At 56.9% G+C, this 26868-nt stretch carries 26 protein-coding genes; 3 read left to right on the forward strand and 23 right to left on the reverse strand.

What is annotated here, in order from left to right; translation table 11 throughout:
• Positions 1-21 precede the first annotated feature (21 nt).
• The 13 genes from dprA to rimM all read right to left on the reverse strand — a co-directional run bounded on the left by dprA (position 22) and on the right by rimM (position 11539).
• Positions 22-1203, reverse strand: coding sequence for a DNA-processing protein DprA (gene dprA, locus L8V01_RS01750; protein WP_269945440.1), 1182 nt, complete (start codon positions 1201-1203; stop codon positions 22-24).
• On the reverse strand, positions 1200-2762 hold the full coding sequence (locus tag L8V01_RS01755) for a YifB family Mg chelatase-like AAA ATPase (RefSeq protein WP_269945441.1): 1563 nt from the start codon (positions 2760-2762) through the stop codon (positions 1200-1202). The genes dprA and L8V01_RS01755 overlap by 4 nt, the downstream gene beginning before the upstream one ends.
• Complete coding sequence (locus L8V01_RS01760) at positions 2749-3147, reverse strand: YraN family protein (protein ID WP_269945442.1); 399 nt, start codon at positions 3145-3147, stop codon at positions 2749-2751. Before L8V01_RS01760 ends, L8V01_RS01755 begins: the two co-directional genes overlap by 14 nt.
• A 172-nt stretch (positions 3148-3319) precedes the next feature.
• Positions 3320-3625, reverse strand: a complete 306-nt coding sequence (locus L8V01_RS01765) for a DUF2469 domain-containing protein (RefSeq protein ID WP_259887599.1) — start codon at positions 3623-3625, stop codon at positions 3320-3322.
• 62 nt (positions 3626-3687) lie between these two features.
• Positions 3688-4329: a ribonuclease HII gene (locus L8V01_RS01770; RefSeq protein ID WP_269945443.1), complete on the reverse strand. Its 642-nt coding sequence runs from the start codon at positions 4327-4329 to the stop codon at positions 3688-3690.
• Positions 4316-5053 carry a signal peptidase I gene (lepB, locus tag L8V01_RS01775; protein WP_269945444.1) on the reverse strand — a complete coding sequence of 246 codons (738 nt, stop codon included), beginning with the start codon at positions 5051-5053 and terminating at the stop codon, positions 4316-4318. Before lepB (L8V01_RS01775) ends, L8V01_RS01770 begins: the two co-directional genes overlap by 14 nt.
• A complete protein-coding gene (gene lepB, locus L8V01_RS01780; RefSeq protein WP_269945445.1) occupies positions 5031-5834 on the reverse strand; it encodes a signal peptidase I in 804 nt (267 codons plus the stop codon). Before lepB (L8V01_RS01780) ends, lepB (L8V01_RS01775) begins: the two co-directional genes overlap by 23 nt.
• Before the next feature lie 181 nt (positions 5835-6015).
• Entirely contained in the window at positions 6016-6360 is a 345-nt protein-coding gene (gene rplS / locus L8V01_RS01785) for a 50S ribosomal protein L19 (protein WP_269945446.1), read from the reverse strand.
• A 226-nt stretch (positions 6361-6586) separates the two neighbouring features.
• Positions 6587-8908 (reverse strand): Tex family protein, encoded by a 2322-nt coding sequence (locus tag L8V01_RS01790; RefSeq protein ID WP_269945447.1) that lies wholly within the window; start codon positions 8906-8908, stop codon positions 6587-6589.
• 142 nt (positions 8909-9050) lie between these two features.
• Entirely contained in the window at positions 9051-9695 is a 645-nt protein-coding gene (locus L8V01_RS01795) for a hypothetical protein (RefSeq protein ID WP_269945448.1), read from the reverse strand.
• Positions 9696-9798: 103 nt separating this feature from the next.
• The gene (locus tag L8V01_RS01800; protein ID WP_269945449.1) at positions 9799-10176 is read right to left on the reverse strand and encodes a BTB/POZ domain-containing protein; all 378 of its coding nucleotides are present in this window, start codon (positions 10174-10176) and stop codon (positions 9799-9801) included.
• Entirely contained in the window at positions 10173-11045 is an 873-nt protein-coding gene (gene trmD / locus L8V01_RS01805) for a tRNA (guanosine(37)-N1)-methyltransferase TrmD (protein WP_269945450.1), read from the reverse strand. Before trmD ends, L8V01_RS01800 begins: the two co-directional genes overlap by 4 nt.
• Complete coding sequence (gene rimM / locus L8V01_RS01810; protein ID WP_269945451.1) at positions 11042-11539, reverse strand: ribosome maturation factor RimM; 498 nt, start codon at positions 11537-11539, stop codon at positions 11042-11044. Before rimM ends, trmD begins: the two co-directional genes overlap by 4 nt.
• Before the next feature lie 108 nt (positions 11540-11647).
• Here rimM and L8V01_RS01815 point away from each other — a divergent pair, with 108 nt between their 5' ends.
• Complete coding sequence (locus L8V01_RS01815) at positions 11648-12049, forward strand: cupin domain-containing protein (RefSeq protein WP_269945452.1); 402 nt, start codon at positions 11648-11650, stop codon at positions 12047-12049.
• A gap of 38 nt (positions 12050-12087) precedes the next feature.
• On the forward strand, positions 12088-12774 hold the full coding sequence (locus L8V01_RS01820; protein WP_269945453.1) for a TetR/AcrR family transcriptional regulator: 687 nt from the start codon (positions 12088-12090) through the stop codon (positions 12772-12774).
• Between the two features lie 223 nt (positions 12775-12997).
• On the opposite strand, the gene rpsP is transcribed toward L8V01_RS01820, so the two are convergent.
• On the reverse strand, positions 12998-13513 hold the full coding sequence (gene rpsP / locus L8V01_RS01825) for a 30S ribosomal protein S16 (RefSeq protein ID WP_269945454.1): 516 nt from the start codon (positions 13511-13513) through the stop codon (positions 12998-13000).
• 352 nt (positions 13514-13865) lie between these two features.
• Here rpsP and L8V01_RS01830 point away from each other — a divergent pair, with 352 nt between their 5' ends.
• A complete protein-coding gene (locus tag L8V01_RS01830; protein ID WP_269945455.1) occupies positions 13866-16133 on the forward strand; it encodes an acyltransferase family protein in 2268 nt (755 codons plus the stop codon).
• 132 nt (positions 16134-16265) lie between these two features.
• On the opposite strand, the gene ffh is transcribed toward L8V01_RS01830, so the two are convergent.
• From ffh to L8V01_RS01875, 9 genes are all read right to left on the reverse strand, one after another.
• The gene (gene ffh / locus L8V01_RS01835) at positions 16266-17909 is read right to left on the reverse strand and encodes a signal recognition particle protein (protein ID WP_269945456.1); all 1644 of its coding nucleotides are present in this window, start codon (positions 17907-17909) and stop codon (positions 16266-16268) included.
• Between the two features lie 51 nt (positions 17910-17960).
• The gene (locus tag L8V01_RS01840) at positions 17961-20084 is read right to left on the reverse strand and encodes a [protein-PII] uridylyltransferase (protein WP_269945457.1); all 2124 of its coding nucleotides are present in this window, start codon (positions 20082-20084) and stop codon (positions 17961-17963) included.
• A gap of 4 nt (positions 20085-20088) precedes the next feature.
• Positions 20089-20427, reverse strand: coding sequence for a P-II family nitrogen regulator (locus L8V01_RS01845; protein WP_269945458.1), 339 nt, complete (start codon positions 20425-20427; stop codon positions 20089-20091).
• Between the two features lie 225 nt (positions 20428-20652).
• Positions 20653-21021 carry a Na+/H+ antiporter subunit G gene (locus tag L8V01_RS01850; RefSeq protein WP_269945459.1) on the reverse strand — a complete coding sequence of 123 codons (369 nt, stop codon included), beginning with the start codon at positions 21019-21021 and terminating at the stop codon, positions 20653-20655.
• A gap of 3 nt (positions 21022-21024) precedes the next feature.
• Positions 21025-21315, reverse strand: a complete 291-nt coding sequence (locus tag L8V01_RS01855; protein ID WP_269945460.1) for a cation:proton antiporter — start codon at positions 21313-21315, stop codon at positions 21025-21027.
• On the reverse strand, positions 21312-21845 hold the full coding sequence (locus L8V01_RS01860; RefSeq protein WP_269945461.1) for a monovalent cation/H+ antiporter subunit E: 534 nt from the start codon (positions 21843-21845) through the stop codon (positions 21312-21314). Before L8V01_RS01860 ends, L8V01_RS01855 begins: the two co-directional genes overlap by 4 nt.
• Complete coding sequence (locus L8V01_RS01865) at positions 21846-23387, reverse strand: monovalent cation/H+ antiporter subunit D family protein (RefSeq protein ID WP_269945462.1); 1542 nt, start codon at positions 23385-23387, stop codon at positions 21846-21848.
• A complete protein-coding gene (locus L8V01_RS01870) occupies positions 23387-23863 on the reverse strand; it encodes a sodium:proton antiporter (RefSeq protein ID WP_269945463.1) in 477 nt (158 codons plus the stop codon). Before L8V01_RS01870 ends, L8V01_RS01865 begins: the two co-directional genes overlap by 1 nt.
• Positions 23863-26841, reverse strand: coding sequence for a DUF4040 family protein (locus L8V01_RS01875; RefSeq protein WP_269945464.1), 2979 nt, complete (start codon positions 26839-26841; stop codon positions 23863-23865). Before L8V01_RS01875 ends, L8V01_RS01870 begins: the two co-directional genes overlap by 1 nt.
• Positions 26842-26868: the final 27 nt, after the last annotated feature.

Here is a 26868-nt window from a genome sequence, read left to right on the forward strand (position 1 = left end):
CTCGCCTTTCAATGGTGTCCCTTACTCTGTTTCTCGGCGCGCCCAGGTATTGCCATGCCGAACTACAACGCACATCTTCTCTAGTGCCAGTAGTAAGTGAATGGTAAGCGGTAAGCGGAATCCCGCTTCGCGGGCGATATCCTCCGCCGTTGCCTGATCTTGGCCAGGCGGCGGAGTAGCGTCATAGACTCGCAATTCATTGCGGGAGAGCCGTTGGGTCATCGTAGCCGCAAAATTGATTTCATACTGTGCTCCCGGGTCTACTTCCCCGGCGCGACCAATCAGGGCACGAATTTCATCGGCGCTGGTGACAAGTTGTGCCCGTCCCTCTTGGATACGTTGATGGCAGCCTAGCGAACCGCTGGTCGTAATGGGCCCGGGCACCGCCATGGCCACGCGACCTAGCGCCTCCGCCCAGTTGAGCGTATTGAGCGCCCCAGATCGAAACGCCGCTTCCATAACCACGGTGCCCTGGCTCAGTGCTGCGACTAGCCGGTTGCGGGTCAAGAACCGGTGACGCTTTGGGGCGGTTTCTGGAGCAAATTCAGAAACAACGCACCCGTTATCCGCAATCCTGGCAAAGAGGTTTGCATTGCGGGCGGGATAGTCCCTATCAATTCCGCACGCAGCCACCGCCACTGTGCGACCGTTGTTGTAGAGCGCAGTCTCGTGGGCGACGGTATCCACACCGAGCGCGCCACCGGATATCGGAGTCCATTGGTGCTGAACTAATCCGGAAACCACATTTTGAGTGGCCTGCCAGCCGTAACGGGATATTGCGCGAGTGCCGACGATCGCTACGGCCTGAGCTACCTCCGCCTGCAATGGTGCGCCGCGCACCCACAGGCTGTGTGGCGGCAATGCTTGATCATCAAATGTTGCTGGGGCATCCGCGCCATGCTGATAAAAGCCGAATGCAGAAGAGAATTCTTCTGTGGGCCACTCTGGGCTTTCTGCCGTAATAAGCCGGGCTCCCACCCGCTCGGCAGCCGCCATGTCTTCGGCCTGACGCAACCAGTCATAACGCGAGGCTGTTGGTGCTAGAAGTGGGCCTATCCACTCAGCGCGGTTATAGATGCCGTGCGCAATTTCTTCGGCCGGATACTGCGTAAGTAAGGCCTGCATTGTGGCAGAAGGGCCTTCCACCACCCGGTTGAGATATACCCAGGTGGCATAAGGGGTGGAGAGATCGAGTGAGCTCATGCCGCAAGCCTTCCCACGTTAATTGAACCGCGCAGATCAAGTGCACGTCCAACCTCATCAAGGTCCGGTTGTTTCTTCCCTTCTAAATCGGCCAAGGTCCACGAGAGCCTCAAAACTCGGTCCACCCCACGCTGGGAGATTTCACCATCGGCTAGGTAGGCCGACAACATCACCATCGCAGCATCCGTGGCGGGACGTTGTCGGCGCAGATAGGACGAGGGAACATCGCCATTGGTCCGCGCCGCGATACCGTCTGCCCACCAGCGAGCGGCGGCTCGTTCACGGGCAATAGCAACGCGCTCGGCAATGACAGTTGAGCTCTCCTCCCCTTCCGCGTTAATCGTTGCCGCCTGCCCGCTTAAGGTGACCACCATATCCAAACGGTCACGCAACGGGCCGGAGAGATTGGAAAGATAATTCATCCGTTCATGCGGATTGCACCTGCACTTGGAGGGCTCTTCCGCCGCGCACCTACAGGGGTTAGCGGCCATGACCAATTGGAAGCGGGCGGGATAGGTCACCTCACGGCGCGAGCGCGCTAGGCGTACCTGTCCTTCTTCCAGCGGGGCTCGCAGACCATCGAGAACCGGAGCTGCTACTTCGCTGGCCTCGTCGAGGAAAAGAACTCCATTATGCGCTAGGCTCACTGCCCCAGGGCGCGGATGACCGGCCCCGCCGCCAAGCAGCGCGGCACGGGTGACAGAAGAGTGCGGGGCTATAAATGGCGCTCGCTCAATAACCTCACCAGGGATTCCGGTTAAAGAGTGAATTGCAGTAGTTTCCACCTGCTGATCCGGAGTAAGGCTGGGCAAGATTGTAGGCAATCGCGAGGCAATCATGGATTTTCCAGAGCCCGGTGGCCCAATCATCATCAGATGGTGTCCACCGGCTGCGGCAACTTCGGCAGCCCATTTTGCGTTGGTTTGACCTGCAATGTCGCAAAAATCCGGCCCCACCTTTTCCGGATGAACTGGGGTAAGTGAACCGGAAAAGCTGGCGGCCCGCGGCAGATCGCGGTTTCCACACGCCCAGCCGAACGCCTCCTTCAATGAGGAGGCGACCAGCACATCCATATCCGGCACCAGCGTGGCTTCGGCCGCATTTCCAGGTGGAACGATGAGCGTTGCTATTCCTTTTTCGCGAGCTGCTAAAAGCGCTGGAATAATGCCTGCAACGGGGCGAACGCTACCGTCAAGGCCGAGTTCGCCCAAAACCAAAGTTCGCTGCAGACGCCGAGCCGGTGAAGGGGTGGAGCCCTTGGTGGGAAAGTTGGCTTCTGCCTGCGCGGCCAATATTGCTAGCGCGATGGGCAAATCAAAGTGTGAACCGGACTTTGGTAGTGAAGCCGGAGACATCGAGACAACTACCTTGGTCTTTGGCCATGGTAGATGGGAGTTAAAGGCCGCAGTCTTGATCCTATCGCGCGATTCGGAAATTGCGGTATCAGTTTGTCCCACCACGTGGATCCCTGGCAGGCCGTGGCCTACATTTGCCTCGACATCGACCAACTGGGCTAAGACTCCGTTAAGGGACATGGTCAAGCAATTACCTAGAGCCATCTTCGACCCCCTTGAAGTGTTCCACCACAAACCCCGGACCGTGTGCGAGTAAGGCAATGACGTCGAATCGAACGGTGGACAGTGGCTTTCCATCGAGCCATTGCGCCGCTGCTTTGCGCAGACGCGCTAATTTTTGTGGGGTAACGGCCTCGGCCACCCCGAAGTTGGCATTAGCGCGAGTTTTCACTTCGACAAAGACTATGGTTCCGTCCGCCTCGCGAGCGATAAGGTCTATTTCCCCTACCCGATATGAGACGTTTGCAGCGATAATAGTGGCACCGCGCTCGCGTAGATAGCGCGCGGCGTAAGCTTCGCCTCTTTTTCCTAATGCTTGTTTATGCCTCGGCCTCTTCGTAGCCAACTGGTGATCTGAGTGAAAATGCATAGCGGTCTATCCTTGTGCGTCGAGAAATTCATCTGCCCGCACAGAAGACCGCAGCCGGCAAGGTTCTTACAAGAGCCGCACATGCAAAAAGCGCCCCAGCTGTGGATAACTTGGCTTTGTATCCCTGTTGTCCACAGCCGAGGCGCACTTTGTCAGCACCGGCTTGACAAAACTATTCCGGCATTATGAATTCCGGCTTATCCAGCTCCTCGATGTTGACGTCCTTATAGGTAATAACGCGAACGTAGCGTACAAAGCGCGCGGAGCGGTACATGTCCCATACCCAAGCATCGGACATGCGCACCTCGTAATACACATCAGGTCCAGAGGTATGTGGGATCAGCTCTACCGCGTTTGCCAGGTAAAAGCGCCGCTCAGTTTCAACGACATAGGAAAACTGGCTGACAACATCTCGGTACTCGCGGTAGAGGGAAAGCTCTACCTCAGCCTCGTAGTTATCGAGTTCCTCTGCACTCACGGTGGACCTCCAGGTTGTGGGTTAGCTCGCTTTAGCTTAGCGCGCGGGAGGAAAAATTTTGGCTAGGCACGCGCGGCAAACTCCGCCTGGGCGCGGCGGACATTCTCGTAGCTCATGCGGTGTTCCGGGCACGCACCTAACTGGGAAATGGCAGCTTCGTGTGCTTTGGTGCCGTAGCCCTTATGATTAGCCAGCCCGTAGCCGGGGTAGCGCGCATCGAGCTCTTTCATGAGATGGTCACGGCTGACCTTCGCCAGCACGCTGGCCGCGGCAATGCACCGCGCGGCCGCATCGCCGCCAATAATGGGCAGGTGGGGCTGGCTCAGGCCGGGGATAAAGAGGGCGTCGGAAAGCACGTAGCCCGGATGAACTGCCAGGCGCGCTACCGCCCTGCGCATGCCCGAAATATTGGCGCGCTGGATGCCGCGCTTATCGATGTCCCCCGCACCAATATGCACCACCGACCAGTCCACAGCCTTGTCCTTGATAATGGGAAAGAGCCGCTCCCGCTGCTTGGGGGTAAGTTTCTTGGAATCGGTAAGTCCCGCCAATTCTTTAATCGGCCTATCTGGCATCACGCAGGCCGCAATGGTGATCGGCCCACAACACGCACCGCGCCCGGCCTCATCCACGCCAGCTACCGGTCCTAGCCCAGCCTTGCTCAACGCCACCTCGTAGGTGCGCCGCTGCTTAAGCCGACGCATCTGAAATTTCTGGGTGGTCCACTCCACCCCAGCGGGAAAGCGGCAAGATGACGCCCTCGACTCGGCCACGTACATTATCCACCGGCACCGTGCCTTGCAGGTGGTCGCCCAAGTGTGCACGCGAATCAAGGGAATTGGTGCGATTATCCCCCATTACCCACAGATTTCCCTCCGGAACGGTAATCGGACCAAAATACTCACCGCCACACGCCTGGGAGCCCGACTTAGGATCCACAGGAATCTGCGGCGGGTCGAGGACGAAATCTTGGTTCACGGGCTTGCCATCAACCATGACTGAAGGATCACCTGCCTCGCAGCTTACCGTTTGCCCGCCGGTAGCAATCACCCGTTTGACGAGGATATTTTCCCCGTTAGGCAAAAGCCCTACGGCCGCTAGGGCGTTCTGCGCACCACGCACGATGATGTTGTGCGAACGCTTGATCTGAAACTCGGTATTCCAAGAATCCGGCCCCTCAAAAACCACAACCTCGCCCGGCCGCGGATCCGAGAAATAATAGCTAACCTTCTGCACCGCAATGCGATCATTGTCGCAGCCAGCACAGCCGTGCAAGGTCGGCTCCATCGAAGCTGAAGGAATGACATACATCCTCCCCACTAAAGCCTGCAAGAGCACCAGCAGGACAAAGCCTGCCACCACGGGAAAGAGAAAATCTCGGGTGCGCAGGCGTTGGGCGGAAGGCCTATTCTTGGATATGCGGGTCATCGACCCCACCAATGCGGGTAAACGGCCAGAACACGAACTTTACTTTGCCGCGTACGTTTTCCACTGGAACCGTGCCGTGGAATTTATCCGTCATGTGGTAGCGCGAATCCGCGGAGGCAGTGCGGTTGTCACCCATAACCCAGATATTGCCCTCTGGTACTTCCACGGGGCCAAAGTACGGGCCGCCGCATGCTTCCGAGCCGGTCGACTCATCTACCGGATAGGTTGGTGGGTCTTGCACATAATCTTGCTCGATGGGCTTGCCATCTACCATTACAGCGGGATCGCCTTCTTGACAGGACACTGTTTGCCCACCGGTAGCGATTACACGCTTGACCAAAGTGTTTTCATCTGGCGGGGCCAAAGATACGAAGCTCAGTGCATCTTGCACACCGTGGATAAGCGGATTCGATGAACGCGGGGAGACATAGTTGGAATTCCAGTCCTCGGTGCCTTTAAAGACCACTACATCGCCGGGTTCGGGTTCACCATCGCCGTAGTAGGAAACCTTTTCCGTGAAGATTCGGTCATTCGTACAACCCTCGCATCCGTGCAGCGTCGGCTCCATCGATCCCGATGGGATTACATACTGCCGGCCAACAAAGTTCTGGAAGAGTCCTACGATCACAAGGACCGTCACCACGACTAGCAGAGTCTCTAGCAGCCACGGCATTTCCTTCTTCTTGGTTGCCTCTTCGCCTTGCTGGGTGGCGACGCCCTGTGCGGGGTGGGCCCCCTCGCCCTCTGGCGACTGTTCCTGCGAGATGCTGTCTTTATTCACGCAGTAGATCCTAGCAACCCCATCTCTTATTTCGGCTCTTATCCCCCTCAGGCTTAAAGGATTCACAGACAACTATCCGGTTACAATCTGCCGCTTCGAGATAGGAAGACCGGAATTTGGCATAAAAATCCCCTTGCACCCAGCAGGGAGCAAGGGGATGACGGCGCGCAGCGCGCTAAGACTAGCGACGCTCCTTGATGCGAGCCTTCTTGCCGCGCAGGTCGCGCAGGTAGTAAAGCTTCGCGCGGCGGACGCGGCCACGGCGGGAGACCTTGATGGACTCTAGGTTCGGGGAGTGAACCGGGAAGGTACGCTCAACGCCGATGCCGAAGGAGACCTTGCGGACGGTGAAGGTCTCGCGGATGCCGGAGCCCTGACGACGGATGCAGATACCCTTGAAGAGCTGTGCACGCTCGTTGTTGCCCTCGATAACCTTTACGTTTACTTCGAGGGTATCGCCTGGGCGGAAGGACGGGATATCGTCGCGCAGCTGTGCTGCATCGACCTTGTCAATGATGTTGGACATGCCAATATTCCTTTTCAGTTTGGGACAGAGGACCCTAGCGGCGTGATGCCTAACCGGTTCGTGCCCGTTACATAGAACGATGCACCATTTTTCCATAGGTGCCGGCGGGAACCAAATTCCGATTCGTTCTAGATTCCCGCCCGAGCAGGTCCAAGCTCCCACTGCCCTAGACGATGTGAGTTACAAAATGGCAGCGGCACGGCTAGCCCACGGTAGTTGCAGGAGGTTAGAATCCTGCCTTCTTCAAGGCATCGGCCATGGCGCCTCCTGGTCCACCCGTGCGTCCGCGCGAGCCACCTCGGGATCCGCCACTGGACTTGTGTCCGGAGCGCTTTCTTTCTCCCCTGCCTCCGGGCTTCGCGGAACCGCGTGGCCCATCGCCGCGGCGCTTCGGAGCCGGCTGCCCCGGTTCATCGTCTAGACGCAGAGACAGACCAATGCGCTGGCGCTCGACGTCAACCTCCATCACCTTTACCTTGACCACCTGGCCAGAGCGCACAATCTCATGGGGATCAGAGACAAATTTATGGCTCATCGCAGAAACGTGGACGAGACCATCCTGATGTACTCCAACGTCCACAAACGCGCCGAAGGCCGCCACGTTAGTAACCGTGCCCTCAAGAATCATGCCTGGGGTGAGGTCAGATACCTTATGCACACCTTCTTTAAAGGTAGCGGTCTTAAATTCTGGACGCGGGTCCCGGCCGGGCTTATCCAGCTCGGCGATGATATCGCTTACCGTCGGGATACCAAAGGTCTCATCCGCAAAGTCTGCTGGCGAAAGCTTGCTAAGCACGCGAGTATTACCTATAAGCTCAGAAATTCCCAGCCCAGTCTTTTCCGCAATGCGAGCGACAACGGGATAGGCCTCGGGGTGCACGGCGGAGGCATCTAGCGGATCGGTACCGCCATTAATGCGCAGGAAACCGGCGGACTGTTCAAATGCCTTAGGTCCGAGACGCGGCACCTTCTTCAATTCCTTGCGGGAAGCAAAGGAGCCATTGTCGTTACGATAAGCCACAATATTGGCGGCGATGGTGGAATTAACGCCGGCCACGCGCTCCAGCAGCGGAACCGACGCAGTATTGAGATCAACGCCCACGCCATTGACCGCGCTTTCTACGACACCGTCGAGTGTGCGGGCGAGCGCAGTCTGGTTGACATCGTGCTGGTACTGCCCCACGCCGATGGCTTTGGGATCAATCTTCACCAGCTCAGCTAGGGGGTCCTGTAGGCGACGGGCAATAGAAACCGCCCCGCGCAAAGAGACATCCATTTCGGGGAATTCCTCTGCGGCCAGTTGCGAGGCAGAATACACCGAGGCGCCGGATTCAGATACCACTACCGGCGTAGGACGTTGACCGCCGGCTTGCTTGATAAGGTCAGCAATTTCTTGGGCGAGCTTTTCAGTCTCGCGGGATGCGGTACCATTTCCGACGGCCATCAGGTCCACGGAATGCTGAGCGCACAGGGTAGATAGTTCCTGCACTGCCTGGCTCCACTGATTCTGTGGCTGGTGCGGGTAGACGATAGCGGTATTAAGCACCTTGCCTGTCTTATCGATCACCGCGCACTTGACGCCATTACGGTAGCCCGGATCCAAGCCGATAGTAGCCCGCTGGCCGGCCGGAGCAGCGAGTAGTACATCGCGCAGGTTGGTGGCGAAGATCTTGAGCGCACCCTCCTCCGCAATCTCTTTCAAGCGCATGCGCACATCCAGGCTAGAGGAAATATAGAGTTTGGTGCGCCAGCCCCAATGGACGGCATCGGCAAGCCATTTGGAGGAGTGATCCAGCTCAAACCGGGAGGCGATAACGTCTTCATAGTCGGCGTCATCTCCGGCATCAAGCTGCAGCTGCAGCACACCCTCATTCTCGCCGCGCAAGAGCGCCAGGATACGGTGCGAAGGCAACTTGTGGAAAGGCTCGTTGAAGTCAAAGTAGTCCTTGAATTTTGCTCCCTCGGCCTCTTTTCCTTCGACGACGTGCGAGCCCATGGTGCCCTCGGCGAACATTCGCTCACGCACCTCACCTACGAGATCAGGGTCGAGGGCGAAGCGATCCACCAGAATGGCGCGCGCGCCGTCGAGGGCCTTCTTGACGTCCTCAAAGCCTTCAGTGACAAAGGCCTGCGCCAGCTCTTCTGGGGTTGCTTTGGGATCCGCGATGAGCTTATCGGTCAGCTCCTCAAGGCCGGCCTCGCGGGCAATATCGGCCTTGGTCTTGCGGCGCTTCTTATACGGCAGGTACAAGTCCTCCAAACGCGCCTTGGTCTCGCAGGCAAGGATTTGTTCCTTGAGGGCGTCGGAAAGCTTGCCCTGCTCCTCAATCGCAGCAAGGATGGTCTCTTTGCGCTCGTGCAATTCCTTCAGGTAGTTTGCGCGCTCTTCAAGGGTACGCAGCTGGGAATCATCCAGCCCGCCGGTGGCTTCCTTGCGGTAGCGAGCGATAAACGGAACGGTATTGCCCTCCGCAAGCAGCTGCAACGCGGTAGAAACCTGCGATTCCTTGACGTTGAGCTCGGCGGCGATGGTGGCCGCAATATTCACGTGGTCTCCTCACTCTTTCTCGAGGTTTGGGATTAGACCCACCTAATCTACCGCACGGGGTGCACACCGCTTTCGCTTGCCGACGCCCCCCTTCAAACACAAAATCTCCTTTCCCGAAAAGGAAAGGAGATTTTGCGGGTGCTTAGTAAATGACCACGCGGGCGTTATCTCCACCGGAGCAAGTAACGCTCGAAGAGCTGCCAGAGCAGTACATGGTGTAGGTGCCACCAGTAACTGGCGAATAAACGCTCAAGGTTGCGCCGGTTCCACCTCCGGCGACCCAGTTATTCATAAACGCGGTATAAACGTTGCCGGCAAAGCTATTAGAAGTCTTTTTTGTAGCCGCATAGTAGCTGGTGTAGTCGCCCCAGGAATGACCGTTGCTGCTACCGGAAGAAGCCGCCTGGGCAGGCGCCGGCGCTGGCGCATCCTTAGTCTTAGTCACCGTAACTGGGCCCGAATCTTCCTCCTTAGAGTCGTCCTTGGAAGAAGTAGAGCCAGAGTGCTTGCCAGAGCCGGAATCGCTATTCGAATCCGCCTGCTGGAATTGGCTATCTGCGGCAGCGCTGGTCGTAGCATCGCTCTTGTTATTGGTCACGAACATAATGACCATGGCAGCTACCGCAATAAGCGCGACGATACCTGCGATAATTGCGGCTATCGTAGCGCCGCTTACCCCACCGCCCTGCTGCGGCTGGGAATAATACTGCTGGTTGTACTGGGGTGGCTGCTGGCTGTATCCACCGAAATTATTGCCACTAGGATTATTGCCATTAGGAGCCGTCATTAGAAAGGAACCACCTTGGGAATAGGAAGTTGAAGGGAGATGTCTCCTTTACTATAGCCCTAAAGGGCCCGCACACAGCAGTTGCGGCAGGAAAAGCAACTATTTATTTGGTTGCCTCCGCGCGCCATACCGCTGGGATGCCAAGACCCATTTCTGTAAATCCGATTTCCGCGCTGCCCAACCACGGCGCGCCTGCAGGTAGACAGTCCGCCACTGTGGATGCTGCGGCGGCCAGCGGTTGTGTGGTCTCACCATTGACGATGATCCGCCATAGCGGAATTTCCTGGGGAATAGTCCCGAATTGGAAGAGATATTCCTGTGCCAAGGGGGCATCGTTTGGGCACGACTCCGCAACCTGTATCGCGAAGATGCTCACTGGGTGGAAGCCGCGGGCGCTTAGCTCCTGCGGGAGCGTCGCAAGAATGTCTTGCCACGCTTGGGATTCTAGAAGCACGGAGAGATCTGCGCTGACCTGCATCATCCCTCGCCCTTAGCAGGTTCGTCCCGCTCCAGCTGAGCGATAAAGGTTCTATCGTTCTTGTCGAGTTCGGCCGTTTCCAAAAGCTCGGGGCGGCGTTTCCAGGTGCGCAGCAATGCCTGTTCTCGCCGCCACTTATCCACCAGACCATGGTTTCCCGAGGTCAGGACCTCCGGTACGGCAAGCCCCCGCCACTCACGCGGCTTGGTATAGCTAGGGCCTTCTAGGAGACCATCAGAGAAAGAGTCTTCTTCATGGGAACGCTTATTTCCCAACACGCCGGGAATCAGCCGAACTACAGCTTCAGCAATGACCAACACTGCCACTTCCCCGCCGATCAGCACATAGTCACCGATTGACACCTCACGCACGCGATAGCGCTGGGCAGCATCTTCCACCACACGTTGGTCTATACCCTCATAGCGCCCGCAAGCGAAGACGATGTGTTCCTCATTGGACCAGGCCCGCGCATCAGCCTGGCTAAACGGCTTTCCCGTAGGGGTAGGCACGATAAGCAACGGAAGATCACTATCCTCATCGGCCGCAGCATCCACCTCATAGGCTTGGGCCTCCACGCCCTCAATCTCATCATGGCGAGGACGGTTTAGGTGAGGTAGTGCCGATTCCAAATTGGGCGCGCTCTCCTGCGTGGCAACGCTATCGAGCGCCGGCCCCCACACCTCCGGTTTCATAACCATTCCGGGACCACCACCGAACGGCGAGTCATCGACGGACTTATGTGCATCCGTCGCCCACTGCCGTAGGTCATGGACTCCTACTTCAAGGCGCCCTTGTTCAATGGCCTTTCCTAAAAGAGCGTGGCGCAAGGGATCTAGGTATTCCGGAAAAATCGTGACAACGTCAAGCCTCATAGATCCAACAGCCCCTCCGGTGGATCGATGGTGCAGGTGCCCGCTGCAAGATCCACCTCGGGAATAATAGCGTGTACGAAAGGCACGAGCACCTCCCTGCCATTGTCTAGTTTTACTTCCAACAAATCCTGACTCCCACCGTGGATAACCCCCGTAACATCACCGATGCCTTTTCCACCCAGAACTACACGGAGCCCCTCCAGCTCGTGATCATAAAATCCACCGTCGTCGGTTTCGAGCGGTGCTGCCTGGAACTTAGTGCCACGCAGGCTATCTGCCGCAGTGCGATCCTTAACCTCTTCGAACAAAATCAACAGCCTCCCCTTGTGGCTGCGCACTGCCTTAACAGTCAATGCGTGTTCTTTTTTCCCCTGCGTGCCGTGCAGTACTTCCCCTACTGCAAAGCGCACCTCGGGCTCATCAGTGGTGGGCTCTACTACGACTTCACCCTTCACGCCGTGCGATTTAATCACGCGACCAATCATCAATTCCATAGCGGAAAGTCTACCGCACAGATTCTTTGCCTCTGCCAGCCATAGTCTTCAGCATCTGCAAGGAAAATAGAGGCCACTAGCAATCTTCATTGTCGTTACAGTAGACACATGAGCGATCTACCCACCCATTCCCCTGACACCTTTGGTACGGCTTCTCATTCTGGGGCTACCGCCTTAACGGCGCTAAACCTACTCGACCTAGCACCAGATACCGATCCACAGCGCTCCCGCCCCGGCGTACAACGCGTCTTGAGCGCAGCAGGTGCTAACCTCATCCTCTTCAGCTTTGCACCAGGCCAATGCCTTCCGGCTCACAAGGCCGCCCACCCCATTACCGTGCAGGTGCTGCGTGGGGAACTCCGCTTCGGCTGCGGCGAAGACTCCATCACCCTATCCCCTGGGAAAATCGTGCATCTTCCCGCATATGAGGTACACAACGTCGAGGCAGCGGTCGACGATACTAGCGATTCCACCCCTGCGGTTTTACTACTTACCATGCTGACTAATTAATTTATACGCACATATGTTTTGGTGATAAAATGACCTTTATGGAACCGCAAAATAAGCCCTACCATCATGGAAATCTCCATGATGAGCTGCTCCGTATCGCCGTTCAGCTAGGCAAGAGGAACGGACCCGACGCCATCACGGTCCGTGCCGTTACCCGCGAAGCCGGCGTCTCCCCTACCTCCGCCTACCGCCATTTCAAGGACCAAGAAGAATTACACGATAAGGTGGCCGAGCTTGCCACCGACGAACTGGTACGCCGCCTGCACGAAACGACTGAAGCCACCGATCATCTGGATTTTCCAAAACACCTGATGCAGATCGGTTACGCCTACCTCGAGTTCGCCTTGGACGAGACGAATTTCTTCCGCTGCATGTTGGAGTGGAAAGCACTGCGCTTCATGCTCGGTGTGGATCTCAATACAAAAGATGACCCCAAGATGGATCACCTCCAGCAAATCCGCGACTTCTTTGCTCTGCTGACCCGACACGCTGAAGCACTGGATAACACCACGGATCACACCTACTTCCTGCAAAATGCCTTACTGGCATGGTCCGCCGTTCATGGATTTACCGTCCTTGCCATTAACGGCCCCATGTCCCAGCTACCTCGCGAGCAAATCCGAGAGCTCTTTGCTCCGGTAGTCGCCGGCGCCCTACGTGGCATGGACTTTAAGGATCCGTCTAACGTCTACAGCCGCTACGCCGACTACAAGCCGCAGAGCTAAAGTCGCCCCAAGCCACCCAGGCGTGAAAGTCTTCGCGTCTTCTAGGGCAACTCACGACACGACGACTGCCCACACAGCCCCGCCAAGGACATGCGTGGGCGGTCGTCATTTCTGCACCGAATTTTCAACCTACACATTACAAGAGCCCCGGCTACACGGCTCGAGTAGTCGTGCAAGCGGGGCCCAAAGCTAGGAGTACTGTGCGCATAGCGCGGAAGGCAGATTATTCTGCAGACTCCTCGGAAGCTTCCTCAGCCTTTTCTTCGGCCTTAGCATCAGCTTCACCGGCAGCTGCGGCAGCAGCCTCTGCTGCAGCGGCTTCTTCAGCGGCCTTCTTCTCAGCCTCTTCCTTAGCCTTCTTCTTCTTTTCAGTGATGGCCTCAATGGTCGGGCCATTGTTAGCCTCAGCCAATGCCTCGTTGAAGATATCCAGCTTGGACTTCTTCTCCTCGGCAACCTTCAAGGTACCCTCTGCACCCGGCAGGCCCTTGTGCTTCTGCCAGTCACCGGTAACCTTCAGCAGAGCGAGAACCGGCTCGGTTGGCTGTGCGCCGACGGAGAGCCAGTGCTGTGCACGCTCGGAGTCGATCTGGATGAGGGAAGGCTCTTCCTTCGGGTGGTAGATACCGATGTTCTCGATGACCTTGCCGTTACGACGGGTACGGGCATCCGCAATAACGACGCGGTACTCAGCAGCACGGATCTTACCCACGCGCTGCAGCTTGATCTTGACAGCCATGATGGCTCCTTTTCTAGTCACTGGGCAGTTCGGACGCGCACTACATAGTGCGCCGGTTCAACCCTTGGATTTTATCTGCGCGTGACATACCGGCCGACCGTAGACGGGAACGGTGCTACGCAGAATATTACGTTATGTAGGTCATCTAGCTCAGCACAACCGAGAAGATAACTTGAAGTATTTTAGCGCGAAGAACGGCGAATTCAAAAACTGCTACGCCACGCACGCTGGTTCGTTATGCCAACGATAAAGAAGCAGAGTACCCTTAAGGGCCGAATATAGACACTTGGTTTCATATATATGGCGCGCCTTCTGCCCCACCCATTAGAAGCGGCGCACGAAAAGACAGTTTATGACTAAAGAATCACCGCGAAATTTCCGGTACCGCTATGACCTTGACGGGCTCCGCGGTATTGCCATCGGGCTAGTAGTTATCTACCACGTATTCGTCGGACGTGTATCCGGCGGCGTGGATGTCTTCCTGCTGTTGTCCGGCTACTTCTTTTTGGGCTCACAATTGCGTTATGCCAGCAAGCCCAACGCCTCGCTCAATCCGTGGTGGCCTATCTGGCGTACATTGCGCCGCTTGGTTCCGAGCTTGGTTTTGGTCATCGGCGTAACCTACCTCTTGGTGCGCATTTTTACACCACAGCTCATGCGCACGGAGCTAACCCAGCAGATCACAGCGACCATGCTGTATTACCAGAACTGGGAGCTGGCAAAACAAAACGCAGACTACACCGCCGCTGCTGCCGATACTTCCCCGCTACAGCACATGTGGTCCATGGCCGTGCAGGGCCAGTTCTACATTATGGGCATCGCCTTCGCCCTCACTTTGGCTGCCATCATGAAACTCCGGCCAAAGCAGAAGCGACTTGGCAAGCGCAGCTTCCCCACAGTGAATCAGATTGCTGGTCCCATCCTTATCGTGGTCACCATCGTCTCTTTTGCCTACGCTTCGCGCCACGGTCTTTACGGCACCCCAGAGAACTATTACTCCACGTGGTCGCGTGCTTGGGAGCTGACCCTCGGAGCGGTACTAGCTATTTACGGTTCCTCGTGGAAGATCCCGCCTCGGCTCTATGACCTCTTTACCGGTCTTGGCCTGCTGATGCTGGTTTTCACCGGTGCCATTATCGCAGATACCACCGCATATCCTGGTCCACTGTCCCTGTTGCCACTGGGAGGCGCTGTACTCATTATCTTGGGCGGCGGTGGCAAGATTTCCAAGGCAATGGCGTCCAAGCAAGCTCGCTGGTTGGGCGATGTAGCCTACCCACTTTACCTATGGCACTGGCCGCTGCTCATCCTGTCCACCTCTTACTTGGGCCAAGAAACCCCTTCGTGGTGGCTGGGCGTTATCATCATCGCCATCTCGCTTTTGCTGGCGGACCTTACCCATCGCTTCTTGGAACGGCCGTTGCGCCAACATCGCAAGCGCCCTACCGCCGAGGACTTGCCGGTACGCAAGGGACTTTCCACTCTAAAGAAGCCGGCCGGTGCCGCTCGCGGTGTCGGCGGCGTACTGGTCGCCGCGTCCGTCGTCGGCTTGCTAGCAATCCAGCCGCTGTGGATGCGTACCCTCGACGATGCGGACGCCGAGCTTTTGGATCCCGCCCTCTACCCCGGCGCTACCACATTCATCAATGACATCACCCCGCCGGATAACGTGGAGATTAAACCCGATCCGATTCTGGCTGGCGGCATCCAGCCACCAGTAGCAACGAACTGGTGCTTCGTTCCGGATAGCCAGCCTGCTGACTTCTTCTTTGAGACCCGAAAGGACGGGAAGACCCCGTGCATATTCGGTGATATGAACTCGGACAAAGAGGTATATTTGGTCGGCGGCTCCCACGCGGAGCAATACTCTTCCGCCCTTGACCGCTTGGGCAAGGAGATGGGCTTTAAGTTGGTTCCGCTGCTACGCCAGGGCTGCCCTATTGAGCTAGGCGATGACGTCACTGTGGCGCCGGAATGCGCCGAATGGGGCAAACTGGTCATGGACCGCATCGAAGAAGCACACCCGGCCTTGGTAATTTCCAATACCACGCGTCCTCAAAATGAGAATGGAGCCGGCCCTGATGCTGTGCCGGCCGGCTACCAGGCATTCTGGGATGAACTGGCCAAGCGGGATATCCCCTTCTTGGGCTTCCGCGATAACCCCTGGGGCTTCGATGAGGAAGGACGCCCACGCGAGTTTGATGAGTGCTACGTCGCTACCGAAGACGCCTATGGGTGTGGCATGCGCTTCGAGCAGGTCTACCAGCCCTACGATCCCGGTGCGGTCGTGCTATCGAAATACCAAAACATGCTCTCAGTAGACACCGCTCCGTGGTTCTGCGATGCCAACGGTGACTGCCCAGTCATCATCGGCAATACGATGGTCTACCGCGACATGCACCACATCACCAATGCTTTCGCAGAATCGGCTATGCCGATGATTCGCGAGGCCCTAAAGCCTTTCCTCAACGGCGAAACAGTTCAACAGGAAGCTCCTGATATCCCACCGGAACAAGCTGCTGGAGCCGTCGAGAAGGCTCCTGCTGCGCCTACCGACGCCGGCAAACAACGCGCCAATCCGGTCCCCTACCCCAACGCTGGCCAAGATGAGGCAGTCTAGCCCCTAAGCTCCAAGACCGGCTCCGCTTTCGCGAAGCTGTCTTAAAGGGGGCGTCGACAAACGCAAGCTCAAAAAAGGGGACTTCCGCGCGAATGCGGAAGCCCCCTTTGCTCTGGCTACAGGCTAGAAAAGCTACTTTTTGCCTTTGCCAAAGTCAAGGTTATTGAGGTCGATATTTTCCATGCCCTTCGGCATCTTGGGCATGCCAGGCATGCCTCCACCGCCGCCCATTTGCTGCTGCAGCTTTTGTAGCTCTTCCATTGACGGCATTCCACCGCCACCGGGCATGCCAGGCATTCCGCCCATGCCTGGTATTCCGCCTGGCATCTTCGGGCCGCGGTTTCCACCGCCACCCTTGCCCTTCTTGCGCTTGCCGTTCTTGCCCTTGCGGCCCTTAGGCTTCTTCTTGGTAGCCGAGCGGCCACCCATGCCGCCCATGCCGAATTGGCCGGCCATCTTGGACATCATCTTCTTTGCCTGATTAAAGCGCTCAATGAGCTGATTAACTTCAGAGACGCTCACACCAGAACCATTGGCAATGCGCTTGCGGCGCGAAGCATTGAGGATCTTCGGATTCTCGCGCTCTTGCGGAGTCATACCGCGAATGATGGCTTGGATGCGGTCCAGCTGCTTTTCATCCACCATGGCGGCCATCTCGTTCATCTGCTTGCCGCCCGGCATCATCTTCAGCAGGTTGCCAATAGGACCCATCTTGCGGATCATCAACATCTGCTCAAGGAAGTCATTAAGGGTCAGCTCGCCCGATCCAAGCTTGGAAGCTGCTTCCTCGGCCTTCTGGTGGTCAAGGGTGGCCTCAGCCTGCTCAATTAGGGAGAGCAAATCACCCATGCCCAGGATGCGGCTAGACATGCGCTCTGGGTGGAATACATCGAAATCGTCGAGCTTCTCACCGGTAGAAGCAAACATGATGGGTTTGCCGGTGACCTCACGGATAGACAGTGCTGCACCACCGCGGGCATCGCCGTCCAGCTTGGTAAGAACAACGCCAGTAAAGTCCACACCATCGCGGAACGCCTCGGCCGTTTGTACGGCGTCTTGACCAATCATGGAGTCGATGACGAAGAGGACTTCATCCGGATTGACGGCATCGCGGATATTGCGCGCCTGCGTCATCAGCGTCTCATCGATACCTAGGCGGCCGGCGGTATCGATGATGACCACATCGTGTTGCTTTTGCTTGGCCTCAGCTATGCCCCGCTTGGCGACGTCCACCGGGTCCCCGTGCGAGGTACCCATTTCATGCTCGTTGGAATCCAGGGAGGTTCCCGGGTCCGGCGCGAAGGTCGGAACCTCAGCGCGCTCACCGACGATCTGCAACTGCTGCACCGCACCCGGGCGCTGCAAGTCACAGGCCACCAGCATCGGGGTATGACCCTGCTTGGCCAGGTGCTTGGCCAATTTACCGGCCAACGTGGTCTTACCCGCGCCCTGCAGGCCGGCGAGCATAATCACCGTCGGCGGGTTCTTCGCCAGGTTCAAGCGGCGGGTTTCACCACCGAGGATCTCAATGAGCTCCTCATTGACGATCTTGACTACCTGCTGGGCTGGGTTGAGCGCCTCGGAGACTTCCGCGCCGCGGGCGCGTTCCTTAATGCGCTTGATAAAGCCACGGACGACGGTCAAAGACACGTCAGCTTCCAACAGCGCGAGGCGGATCTCGCGGGCGGTGGCGTTGATATCAGCCTCGGTCAGTTTGCCCTTACCGCGCAGGCCCGCCAGGGCTGACTGTAGGCGGTCTGATAGTGAGTCAAACACTACGGATGCGCTCCCTTAATTTAGATCGATCTAAAGTTCAACTATTCAATCTTAGTCCCTAGCCAGGGCCCTGGTCACATTCCCCACCACCGTAGCGCGGGAAACCTGTCCGCCAAGATAAACATTAACGATCATCGTCGCGCCCAAAATCTCGTGCCGCAGCCACGCAAAATCCGGCAGCGCCTCTACCAAGTGACCCAGTGCCCCAATGCGCTCGACGGTACGAATAACCAAGATGCCGCCCACATCAAAAGCTGCGGTGGTCACCTCCCCCGCAATGGCCGGCAGCTCCGTATAAGTGCGGGAGTTATAAGACTGGATAAACCGTATCTCCTGTGCCGCCTCTTCCAAGGTCTGCTGTACAGTCCGGATGAAAAATTCTGCCTTATAGTGTCCTTCTTCTTCGCGCACGATATTGGCGCGAACAATGGTCCAGCCCAAGGCAGAAAGCAGGGCAAAGATCCGCTTCAGTTCTCTTTGACTAGTACCGCACCAGGACACGCTGACCTCTTGGTCCTCCCAATCCACCGATAGCGCAACGCCTTCGACATTAAGCGGAACGTGAACAGCTGGGCGGTTGAGCACACGCGGCTTCACTGCCTCGAGGGCACGAGAAACGATCAATTTCTGTGCCTGCTCCACGCGCGCAGACCACACCCCAGGACCCGTCGATTGCGCATCGGCCTTCGCCAGCGCCGCCATGAGGGAAAGCGTTAGTTGATCGTAATGAGCAGCGCTCAACAAGGCGTCTCGCGCTTCATCGGAGGAAGGATCCATCGTTGCCGCCAGCCGCGCTAAAGTCGTGTGCTCCGCTACCAAAGTTTGGGCGCGCGACCTATCGACTACGCTCAATCGCATGCGGGCAGCCTGACGGGTAATCATCTCCGCTCCCACTTGGGCGTGAGGTCGATCATAGCCCTTGCCAATGTCATGGTACAGCGCAGCCAGTAGCAATAAATCAGGACGAGCCACTGATGTTCGCGCCTCCGCGCAGCGAGTAACCGTGGCGATAAGATGGTGGTCCACCGCATTGACGTGGCTACGCTCACGTGGCAAAAGACCACGCACATGCCCCCACTCCGGCACCAAGCGCTCCCATAGCCCATAACGATCCAAGTCCTGTATAACCCGAGGGGTGGATCTGGGGGACGATAAGATAGCAAAGAAATCATCAACTGCCGCCCGCGACCAGAGCGGCGGCAAATCAGGCAATTCTTGGAGCTGCCGCCACGTAGTCTCGGCGATGGTATATCCCGTCCGCGCCGCTGCGGCCGCCACGCGGGTGAGCAACCAGGGATCCGCTACGTTCGGTTTGCGCGAAAGGAAAATAACGCCGTCTTCGGCCACCACGTCTACATCAAGCGGGCGGCGCCGGCCGCGCCCCGACGCCGATGCATTACGGCCCAGCACCCCACGAGCAGTAGCTAGGCCGCGCTCAACGGCCTTGTTGACTGCGGCGGCTGCACTTACCAAAGCCGCGGTCAAGGCATAGCGGCTTTCAAACCCCAAATCTTCCGCCACATCAGCTGCGAACTCGGGATCCAAAATATCGCGGTAGCGACGGGCTTTAACGTGCAAGTGCGTACGGACGTCGAGAAGCAGCCGATGCTCGCGTTCCAAATTTGGAAAGTCACACAAATTTCCTAAAGCCAAAGCGCGTAAAAGCTGAATATCCCGCAGGCCACCGCGCCCATTTTTCAGGTCGGGATTGGTCATCGCTGCCACCGCGCCCGATCGCTGCCACCGAGCAATAGCAGTTTCTAGAAAATCATCGAATCCGCGCTGGAGCTGGCGGCGCCACGCTGCAAGTAACTGCGCTCGAGCCTCGTCCACCAATACCTTTCGCCCTGCAACATATCCCAAATCCAGCTGTGCAAAGCCAGCGGATGCATCCTCGGCGGCAATGGCGGCACACTCCTGTGGGGTGCGCAGAGCAAAATCTAAGCGATACTTGGCATCCCATACCGGATACCATAATTTTTCCACCGAGGCCGGTTCGGGTTCTTCGCCTTCCGGATAGATCAGAATGACGTCAATATCTGATTGCGGGGTCATCTCGTTTCGGGCAAAAGATCCCGTTGCAGCGAGTGCAGTTTTTGGTGGCAGCTCGAGTCCTTGCAATACACGAAGCGCCGAGGCATACGCCTCGGCGCGAATCTGTGCGGCGGTGAGCATGCGCTTAAAGCACCGCCTCGCCACGCTCGCCTGTGCGCACGCGAATAGCATCTTCCACGGGCGTAACCCACAGCTTGCCATCACCTATCTTGCCGGTATACGCAGCATCCACAATGGCAGTGATGATGTCTTCTACATGATCGTCAGCCGCGACTACTTCCAGCTTGACCTTTGGCACAAAGTCGGTGGCATACTCTGCACCACGGTATACCTCGCTGTGTCCCCGCTGCTGCCCAAAGCCCTGGCTCTCGGTAACAGTCAGGCCGCGTACCTCCTGCTGCTCCAGCGCTTGCCGGATTTCCGGCAAAGTGAAGGGCTTGACGATGGCCGTGATGAGTTTCATTGCTACTCCTTGCTCTCTCTTCGGGGCGGGGCTAACGGCACCGAATAATGTGCACCCATTTTAGCCCGAACACAGGCGTATCTGTGCAACTATCTCCCAATTATGGCCCTACGTTGCCTTTGCCTTGGTGGGGATGCATCTCGAAGCTAAAAGCGGCGAGCTCACCTGCCCTCCCACTACTAAGTACAAGGGCACGAGAACGCCGCCTGAAAGCTACCGTTACGGCTAAATATCATCCTTTTCGGCTTGCACCGTCTGCGCTGCCTGATGAGTACGCTTAGCATGCTTGACGTCGGTCACGGTTACGCCGTAAATGGAACGACCCAAATAGTAAGAGCCTACCGAGGCTATAATCCACACACCGAAGCATGCAATCAATGCCTGAATAAGCTGCCACAGGGAAAACCCATCGCGACCAAAATCCACGACAAGTTTGGCCACGATGATGAGCGGCACCGCAAGTCCCACTGTAGGTCCCAGCAGATTAGCACGGGTCAGTGCATCAGGGGCCCGCCAAAGCGAAACCACCGTGGCAACGACCAAAATGGTGGCGAAAATGAGTAAGACCGAAGCGATAATTTCAGCAATGCTCATGGCTTATCGCCTGCCCTTCGAAATAATGCGGGCCATAGATAGCGTGGGCAGCACACCCGCCGCAATGGCACCGAGGAGAGCAATATAATAAGCCATCGGTGCATTATTGGTCATGGACCACGCCAAGTACATGCTTATCATTCCGTAGAAAACGATATCCGAAGTGATAGCACGAGTGAGCTCGTCGCGCGTGCGCAGGGCCAGCAGCACACCACACCAAGTGGCGATGCCCATGATGAATACGCATATAAATACGACCCAACCGAACGGGGATAGCGTTGCAAAATCAATCATCGCTCGGTCTCCTTTCTGCGTTGTACGTTGCGGGCAAGGCGCTTAGGCTTTTCGACGTCCGCCTCGTTCTCCGAAAGCGGCGTATCCTCAGCCCGCGCCAAATCCGGCGAGCGCATATAACGTCCTAAGGATTCGAGCGGATACTCGTAGAAAGCCTCATCCAACTCCTCGGTCTCCCCTTGGCCAGGGACGCCATAATCGATGTCCTTAACCCGCGGGGCGAGGCGTTGTTCCATATCTGCCAAGTCCGCCACAATGCCTGCCGGATCGGACCCCTGCACCGCCTGAACCAGCACGATGCGTGGCAGCCCCTTCCGGGGCGGCTCGCGCAACCCCAGCGATAAGGTACCTGGCGTCGCAGTAATGGAAGAGGTAAACCAGAAGATTTCCCACGCGCTGGTCACCCGCAGTGGATAGCGAATAATCACAGGATGGTAGTCGTTATCTGGTTTGAAGGCCGCCAGCGCCAAGCTAATTCCGGCAACGAAGATCTCCTTGATGAGCCACAATGCATACATGACTGCGTTCATTTAACGGCCCTCCTGAATTTCATCAATATTGGGAACGGCAATCGGCTCATCCCCCAAGACGGCTTCAGTATAAGCGCTGGTATCCAAGAGCTGCTCAGAGGCGCTATCCACCACATCGAGAACGAGTCCAGAGAAGATGAACATGCACAACGATCCAAGGATAAGCGCCGCGGACGGAGCCATGAGTTTCTTGCGAATAACCAGTTCATCGGGAACCTTTTCTCTCGGTAGATCCTTGCCCCAAAAGACCTCGCGCCATACGCGCAACATGGCCAAGAAAGCAGCGAAGGAAGCGATAATAATGGCCGCAATGGCAATCCACGCCCAAGCGCCGCCCACGCGGGCAACCTCAAAGACGATCATTAGCTTGCCCCACATACCGGAGAACGGAGGGAAGCCGACGACCGAGAATGCACCAGCTGCGAAAATCCACGCGATGATGGGATCGCGGCGGGCGAGGCCCGAGAGCTTGCTGAGCACCCCGGTACCGTAGGTTTCCTCGATGGCGCCAGAGGCCAGAATTAGCGAACCGACGGTCAGCATATGGTGAATGGTGTACATGATGCCCGCCGCCAGTGCGCGGCGCGGGTCATCAGAAGTAAATGCCAGCATGACCAGGATGAATGGCATACCGTTGAGCATTTGATAACCCAGAACACGGCGAATGGAGTTTTCCGCCAGACCACCGAAGGCGCCGATCATCATGGAAATAACCATGATGACGATGATCAACACATTCCAGCGTTGGTCCATATCGAAAAGCTGCACATAAAGGCGATAGAGCATGTAAACGGCCACTTTGGTGTGCAAGCCGGAGAACAAGCCCATTACCGCTGCGGAAGTACCCGGGTAAGTTCGCGGTAGCCAAGACTGCACGGGGAATACACCGGCCTTGGCGGTAATCGCGATAAGAATCAAACCGGCAGCTACGGTCACCGGCCCATTGCCGGCCGCAGCGCCCTTCAACGCAGCAAGATTAACTGCACCCGTGACCGAGTAGATATAGCCCACGCCTACTACCAGCAGGGTGGAGGCGAAAAGATTCACCAAGACAAAGGCACGGCCGGCCGCCAAGCGAGACCAAGTACCGGACATGGTAATGAGGCCATAGGAAGGCAGCAACATGACCTCAATAAATACGAAGAAGTTAAAGAGGTCCGCAGTTAGCAATGCACCGCACACACCGGTAATCAAAATTAAGGTGAGGGACGGGTAATAGCGGGATTTCGTTTCACCGCCCGCGATGGCGAACCAATTGGCACCAAATGCGACGATCATCGTCGTAATGATCATCAGTGCGGAGAAAGCGTCCGCCGCGAATGGAATACCCACGTTACCTTGGTAGAGGCCCACGGTATGAGCTACTACCCCATTATTCATGGTGTAGACCAGCAGACCTAGGCCCGCAAAAATTCCAATTCCCGGAATTACCAGCATGATGGAATCGCGTACCACACGCCACGGGGCCAACAACGCAAACGCTGCTGCGATCAGCGGGACAGCTGGGAAAAGCGGAAGGAGTTGAGCTACAGTATCAGCCATTATTTGTCATCCTCCTTCTTATTAATAGCCCCGCGCTCTGCGACGGGAGTGTCATGGTCGACTTGGCCGATACGGTCAAGCTGATTATTAGAATCCTCCAAAATCTGGCGATTTTGAGCATCTCGGCCCAATGTCGAAAAAGCGTGGTCGATGGTGTTGTCATCAACTGGCTCCACCACATCGGTGTCATCGTTTTTGCCCATTGCTGCCATCGTTAACAAGATGGTCGAAGTAGCCATGGAAATAACCACCGCGGTCAGCACGAAGGCCTGTGGCAGCGGGTCTGCCATCTGGTCGTGCGGAACCTGGGAGGGGAAGGACTCGCCGCGGTAGGAATACACGCCCGTAGCCAACAGCATCAGATTGGCACCGTGGCCAAAAGCCATCATTCCCAAAACAATGCGTACCAATCCGCGCTGTTGGATGAGGTAGACAGCACTGCCTATGAGTATTGCAATAGTCAATGCAAGGATCATTACTTCTCTCCTCCCCGATTAGCTGCGGACCGCTTGCTCTTCCTCTTCGTCTTCGCCTCCGAAGGAGTCAACAAGGCCAACGGATCAGTCGAGGGGTTAATTGGGTCCGGATATGGATCATCGACATCCTCGAGCGAAATGCGCGGTGTTGTTGGCAACGCCGAATCATCATCGTGGACCCACGGCAGGAAGTCGCGTTCCGTACCCGGGCGCAGGTAACCACCCAAAGCATTAATCGCCATGGTAAGCATGCCCAGCACCGCAAGGTAAATGCCCAAGTCGAAGATGAGCGAAGTAGTCCAGTGCTGGCCAAAGGCCTCAGCATGGATAGCAGCCAAGAAGCCACCATTTCCAATGCCGTAGTGCAAGTAGCCCACGAAACCTGCAATCAAGGCGGTGATGATGCCAATACCCGTGAGATGAATCGGGGTCATGCGGCCGAAGACGATTTCATCGGATCCGCGAGACAAGTAGATCAGACCGATAGCGGCACCCATGATCAACGCTGCAGGGAAGCCACCGCCGGAGGCATTGTGCCCGCGGAAGAAAACAATGACGGACATAATTACCAGCAGTGGAATAACGACGTGCACGCCCTTGCGCAGAGGCACGGAGTTCAACTGCGACTGGCCGAACGGCGCGGGGCGAGTGCCCGACTTGAACGGGAAGCGCGGCAGCGTCGTGGTAATGGCCGCAATAACCACCGCTGCCATGCCCAGCACGGAAAGCTCACCCAGGGTATCGAGAGCACGGAATTCCACGATGATGGTAGCGACGACGTTATCGCCACCCGTGATGTCCGGAGCGTTGTCGAGGTACCACATGGCCAAGTCAGAACGTTCGTGACGGCCCATGAGACCCCACACACCCAAGAAAGCCGCCACACCGGCCAAGACTGCAATGACAATAGAGCCCGTCTTGCGGGACTTATTCTTTACTGGCTGGAAGGTTTCCGGCAAGTAGCGCAGCACCATCATCATGACGATGACGGATAGGGCTTCCACCATAAACTGGGTCAGCGCCACGTCCGGCGCACCTAGCAGGAACATCTGCAGGGTTACGCCGGAACCGGCAATGCCGATCATGATGGCTCCGGTCAGGCGATTTTGGGTACGTACTAAACCAAACATCGCCAGCCCGATAATGCCCAGTGGCAACAGGTCCCACGGGTTATCCAAGCCATCCACACGCGGCTGCAACGCCACCCCATCCACGCCATCGCGGATGAGGGTGGTCGCGGCCAGCACGATGATCAAGATGACGATTGGCAGCATGTGACGGGACGGATTATGCGAGTCGGACATCTTGCCCAAAACTCGTCCCAGTTGGGTACAGCCTACTTGGAGGGAGTGCAGTAGCTCATTGCCGCTTCGCGGCATGAATTTGGTGTCCTCAAAGCTTGCCCACATCTTCTTGCGGGCAAAAACGCCGGCGATACCGGCGATGAGGACCACCAACGAGATAGCAAAAGGAATTGTGAAACCATGCCACAGCGCAAGGTGCGAGTGGTGATCCATGCCGACAGCCGCCACTGCACGGTCGACCGGCTCGTCAAAGAGCCCAAGTACGAATACCAATGGCAAGGACATAAATCCTGGAAGCGCGGCCGGTAACCACAGGGAAACCGGGGCTTCATGAACATGTCCCATATCGCGAGGGCCGTCAAAGAACGCACCGAACACAATCTTTGCAGAGTAGGTAAAGGTAAAGAAGGCACCAATGCCTGCCACAATAAGCAGAATGACCTGACCAGCGCCGCCTATCGGGGCGTCTTCAAACGCAGTGAGCATCCCTTCCTTGGATACAAAGCCCAAAAGCGGCGGCACCGCAGCCATCGAGGCGGCACCGATTATTACTGAGCCAAATGTCCACGGCATCTTATTCCACAGTGGTCCAAGGCGGCGAATATCACGCGAACCGGCTTCGTGGTCGATGACGCCAATAAGCATAAACAACGAGGACTTAAATAGTGCGTGCGCCAAAGTGTGGACCAGAGCCGCGGCGATAGCGAACGGCGTACCCACACCAATTGTGGCAACAATCCAACCCAGATGGGAGACGGTGGAATATGCCGTTAGCTTCTTCAGGTCCGTCTTTTGTACTGCAAATACCGCGGACATAACCGCGGTACCCATGCCTACGACGATGAGCAACCAATTCCACACCGCCACATCGTGGAAAATGGCGGAGAAACGAATCAGCAGGTACACACCTGCCTTGACCACTGCCGCTGCGTGAAGAAAAGCCGAGACCGGGGTCGCGGCGGCCATAGCCTCAGGTAGCCAGAAGTGGAATGGGAACTGCGCCGACTTAGTAAAGGCAGACGCGGCGATCAAAACGGCTACGGCCGCCGTTACCCCTGGGCGTTCCGTCCATACTGGGGAGGCCAAGATAGCAGATACGTTAGTCGAGCCGGTCACCGTCGCAGCTATGCCCAAAGCAGTCAGCAGAGTCAATCCGCCGATGAAGGTCAGAATCAACGTACGCTGCGAGCCCGCTTCGCCTCCCGAACCGGATCGCGCGATCAGCATAAAGGAGGCCAAGGAGACAAGCTCCCAGGCAAGGAACAAAACCACAACGTCATTGGCCAGAACCAGCAACAAAATGGACAGCGTAAAGGCTGTCATCAGGGTATAGAAGCTGGTGTTACCGTCATTCTTGGGCAGGTAGGCTGCCGAATATGTAAAGACGACGGCACCGATGACCAGCGCCAGCATGGCGAAAAAGATACTCAACGCGTCCCCGCGGAGAGCAAAACTTACGTCGACGCCCGGTGCGATGAAATCGCGCACCCAAGTGGCGTGGAAACTTAATTCTTCCCCGGCTGCAATGGCAGGAAATTCCTTGGCAATAAGGACCGCCGCAATAAGAAAAAGGCCAGCTAGTGGATAGCCTGCCTTTCGGTCAATAACCTTCACGGTTACTGGTGCCAAGATCACTGCCAGCGCCGCGAGGAGGACTGCATAAAGTAGCGTCACGGAATACTTGCCTCACGAACCTTGGTC

Origin of the sequence: Corynebacterium curieae, from assembly GCF_027570035.1 — a bacterium.
Classification (GTDB): Bacteria; Actinomycetota; Actinomycetes; order Mycobacteriales; family Mycobacteriaceae; genus Corynebacterium; species Corynebacterium curieae.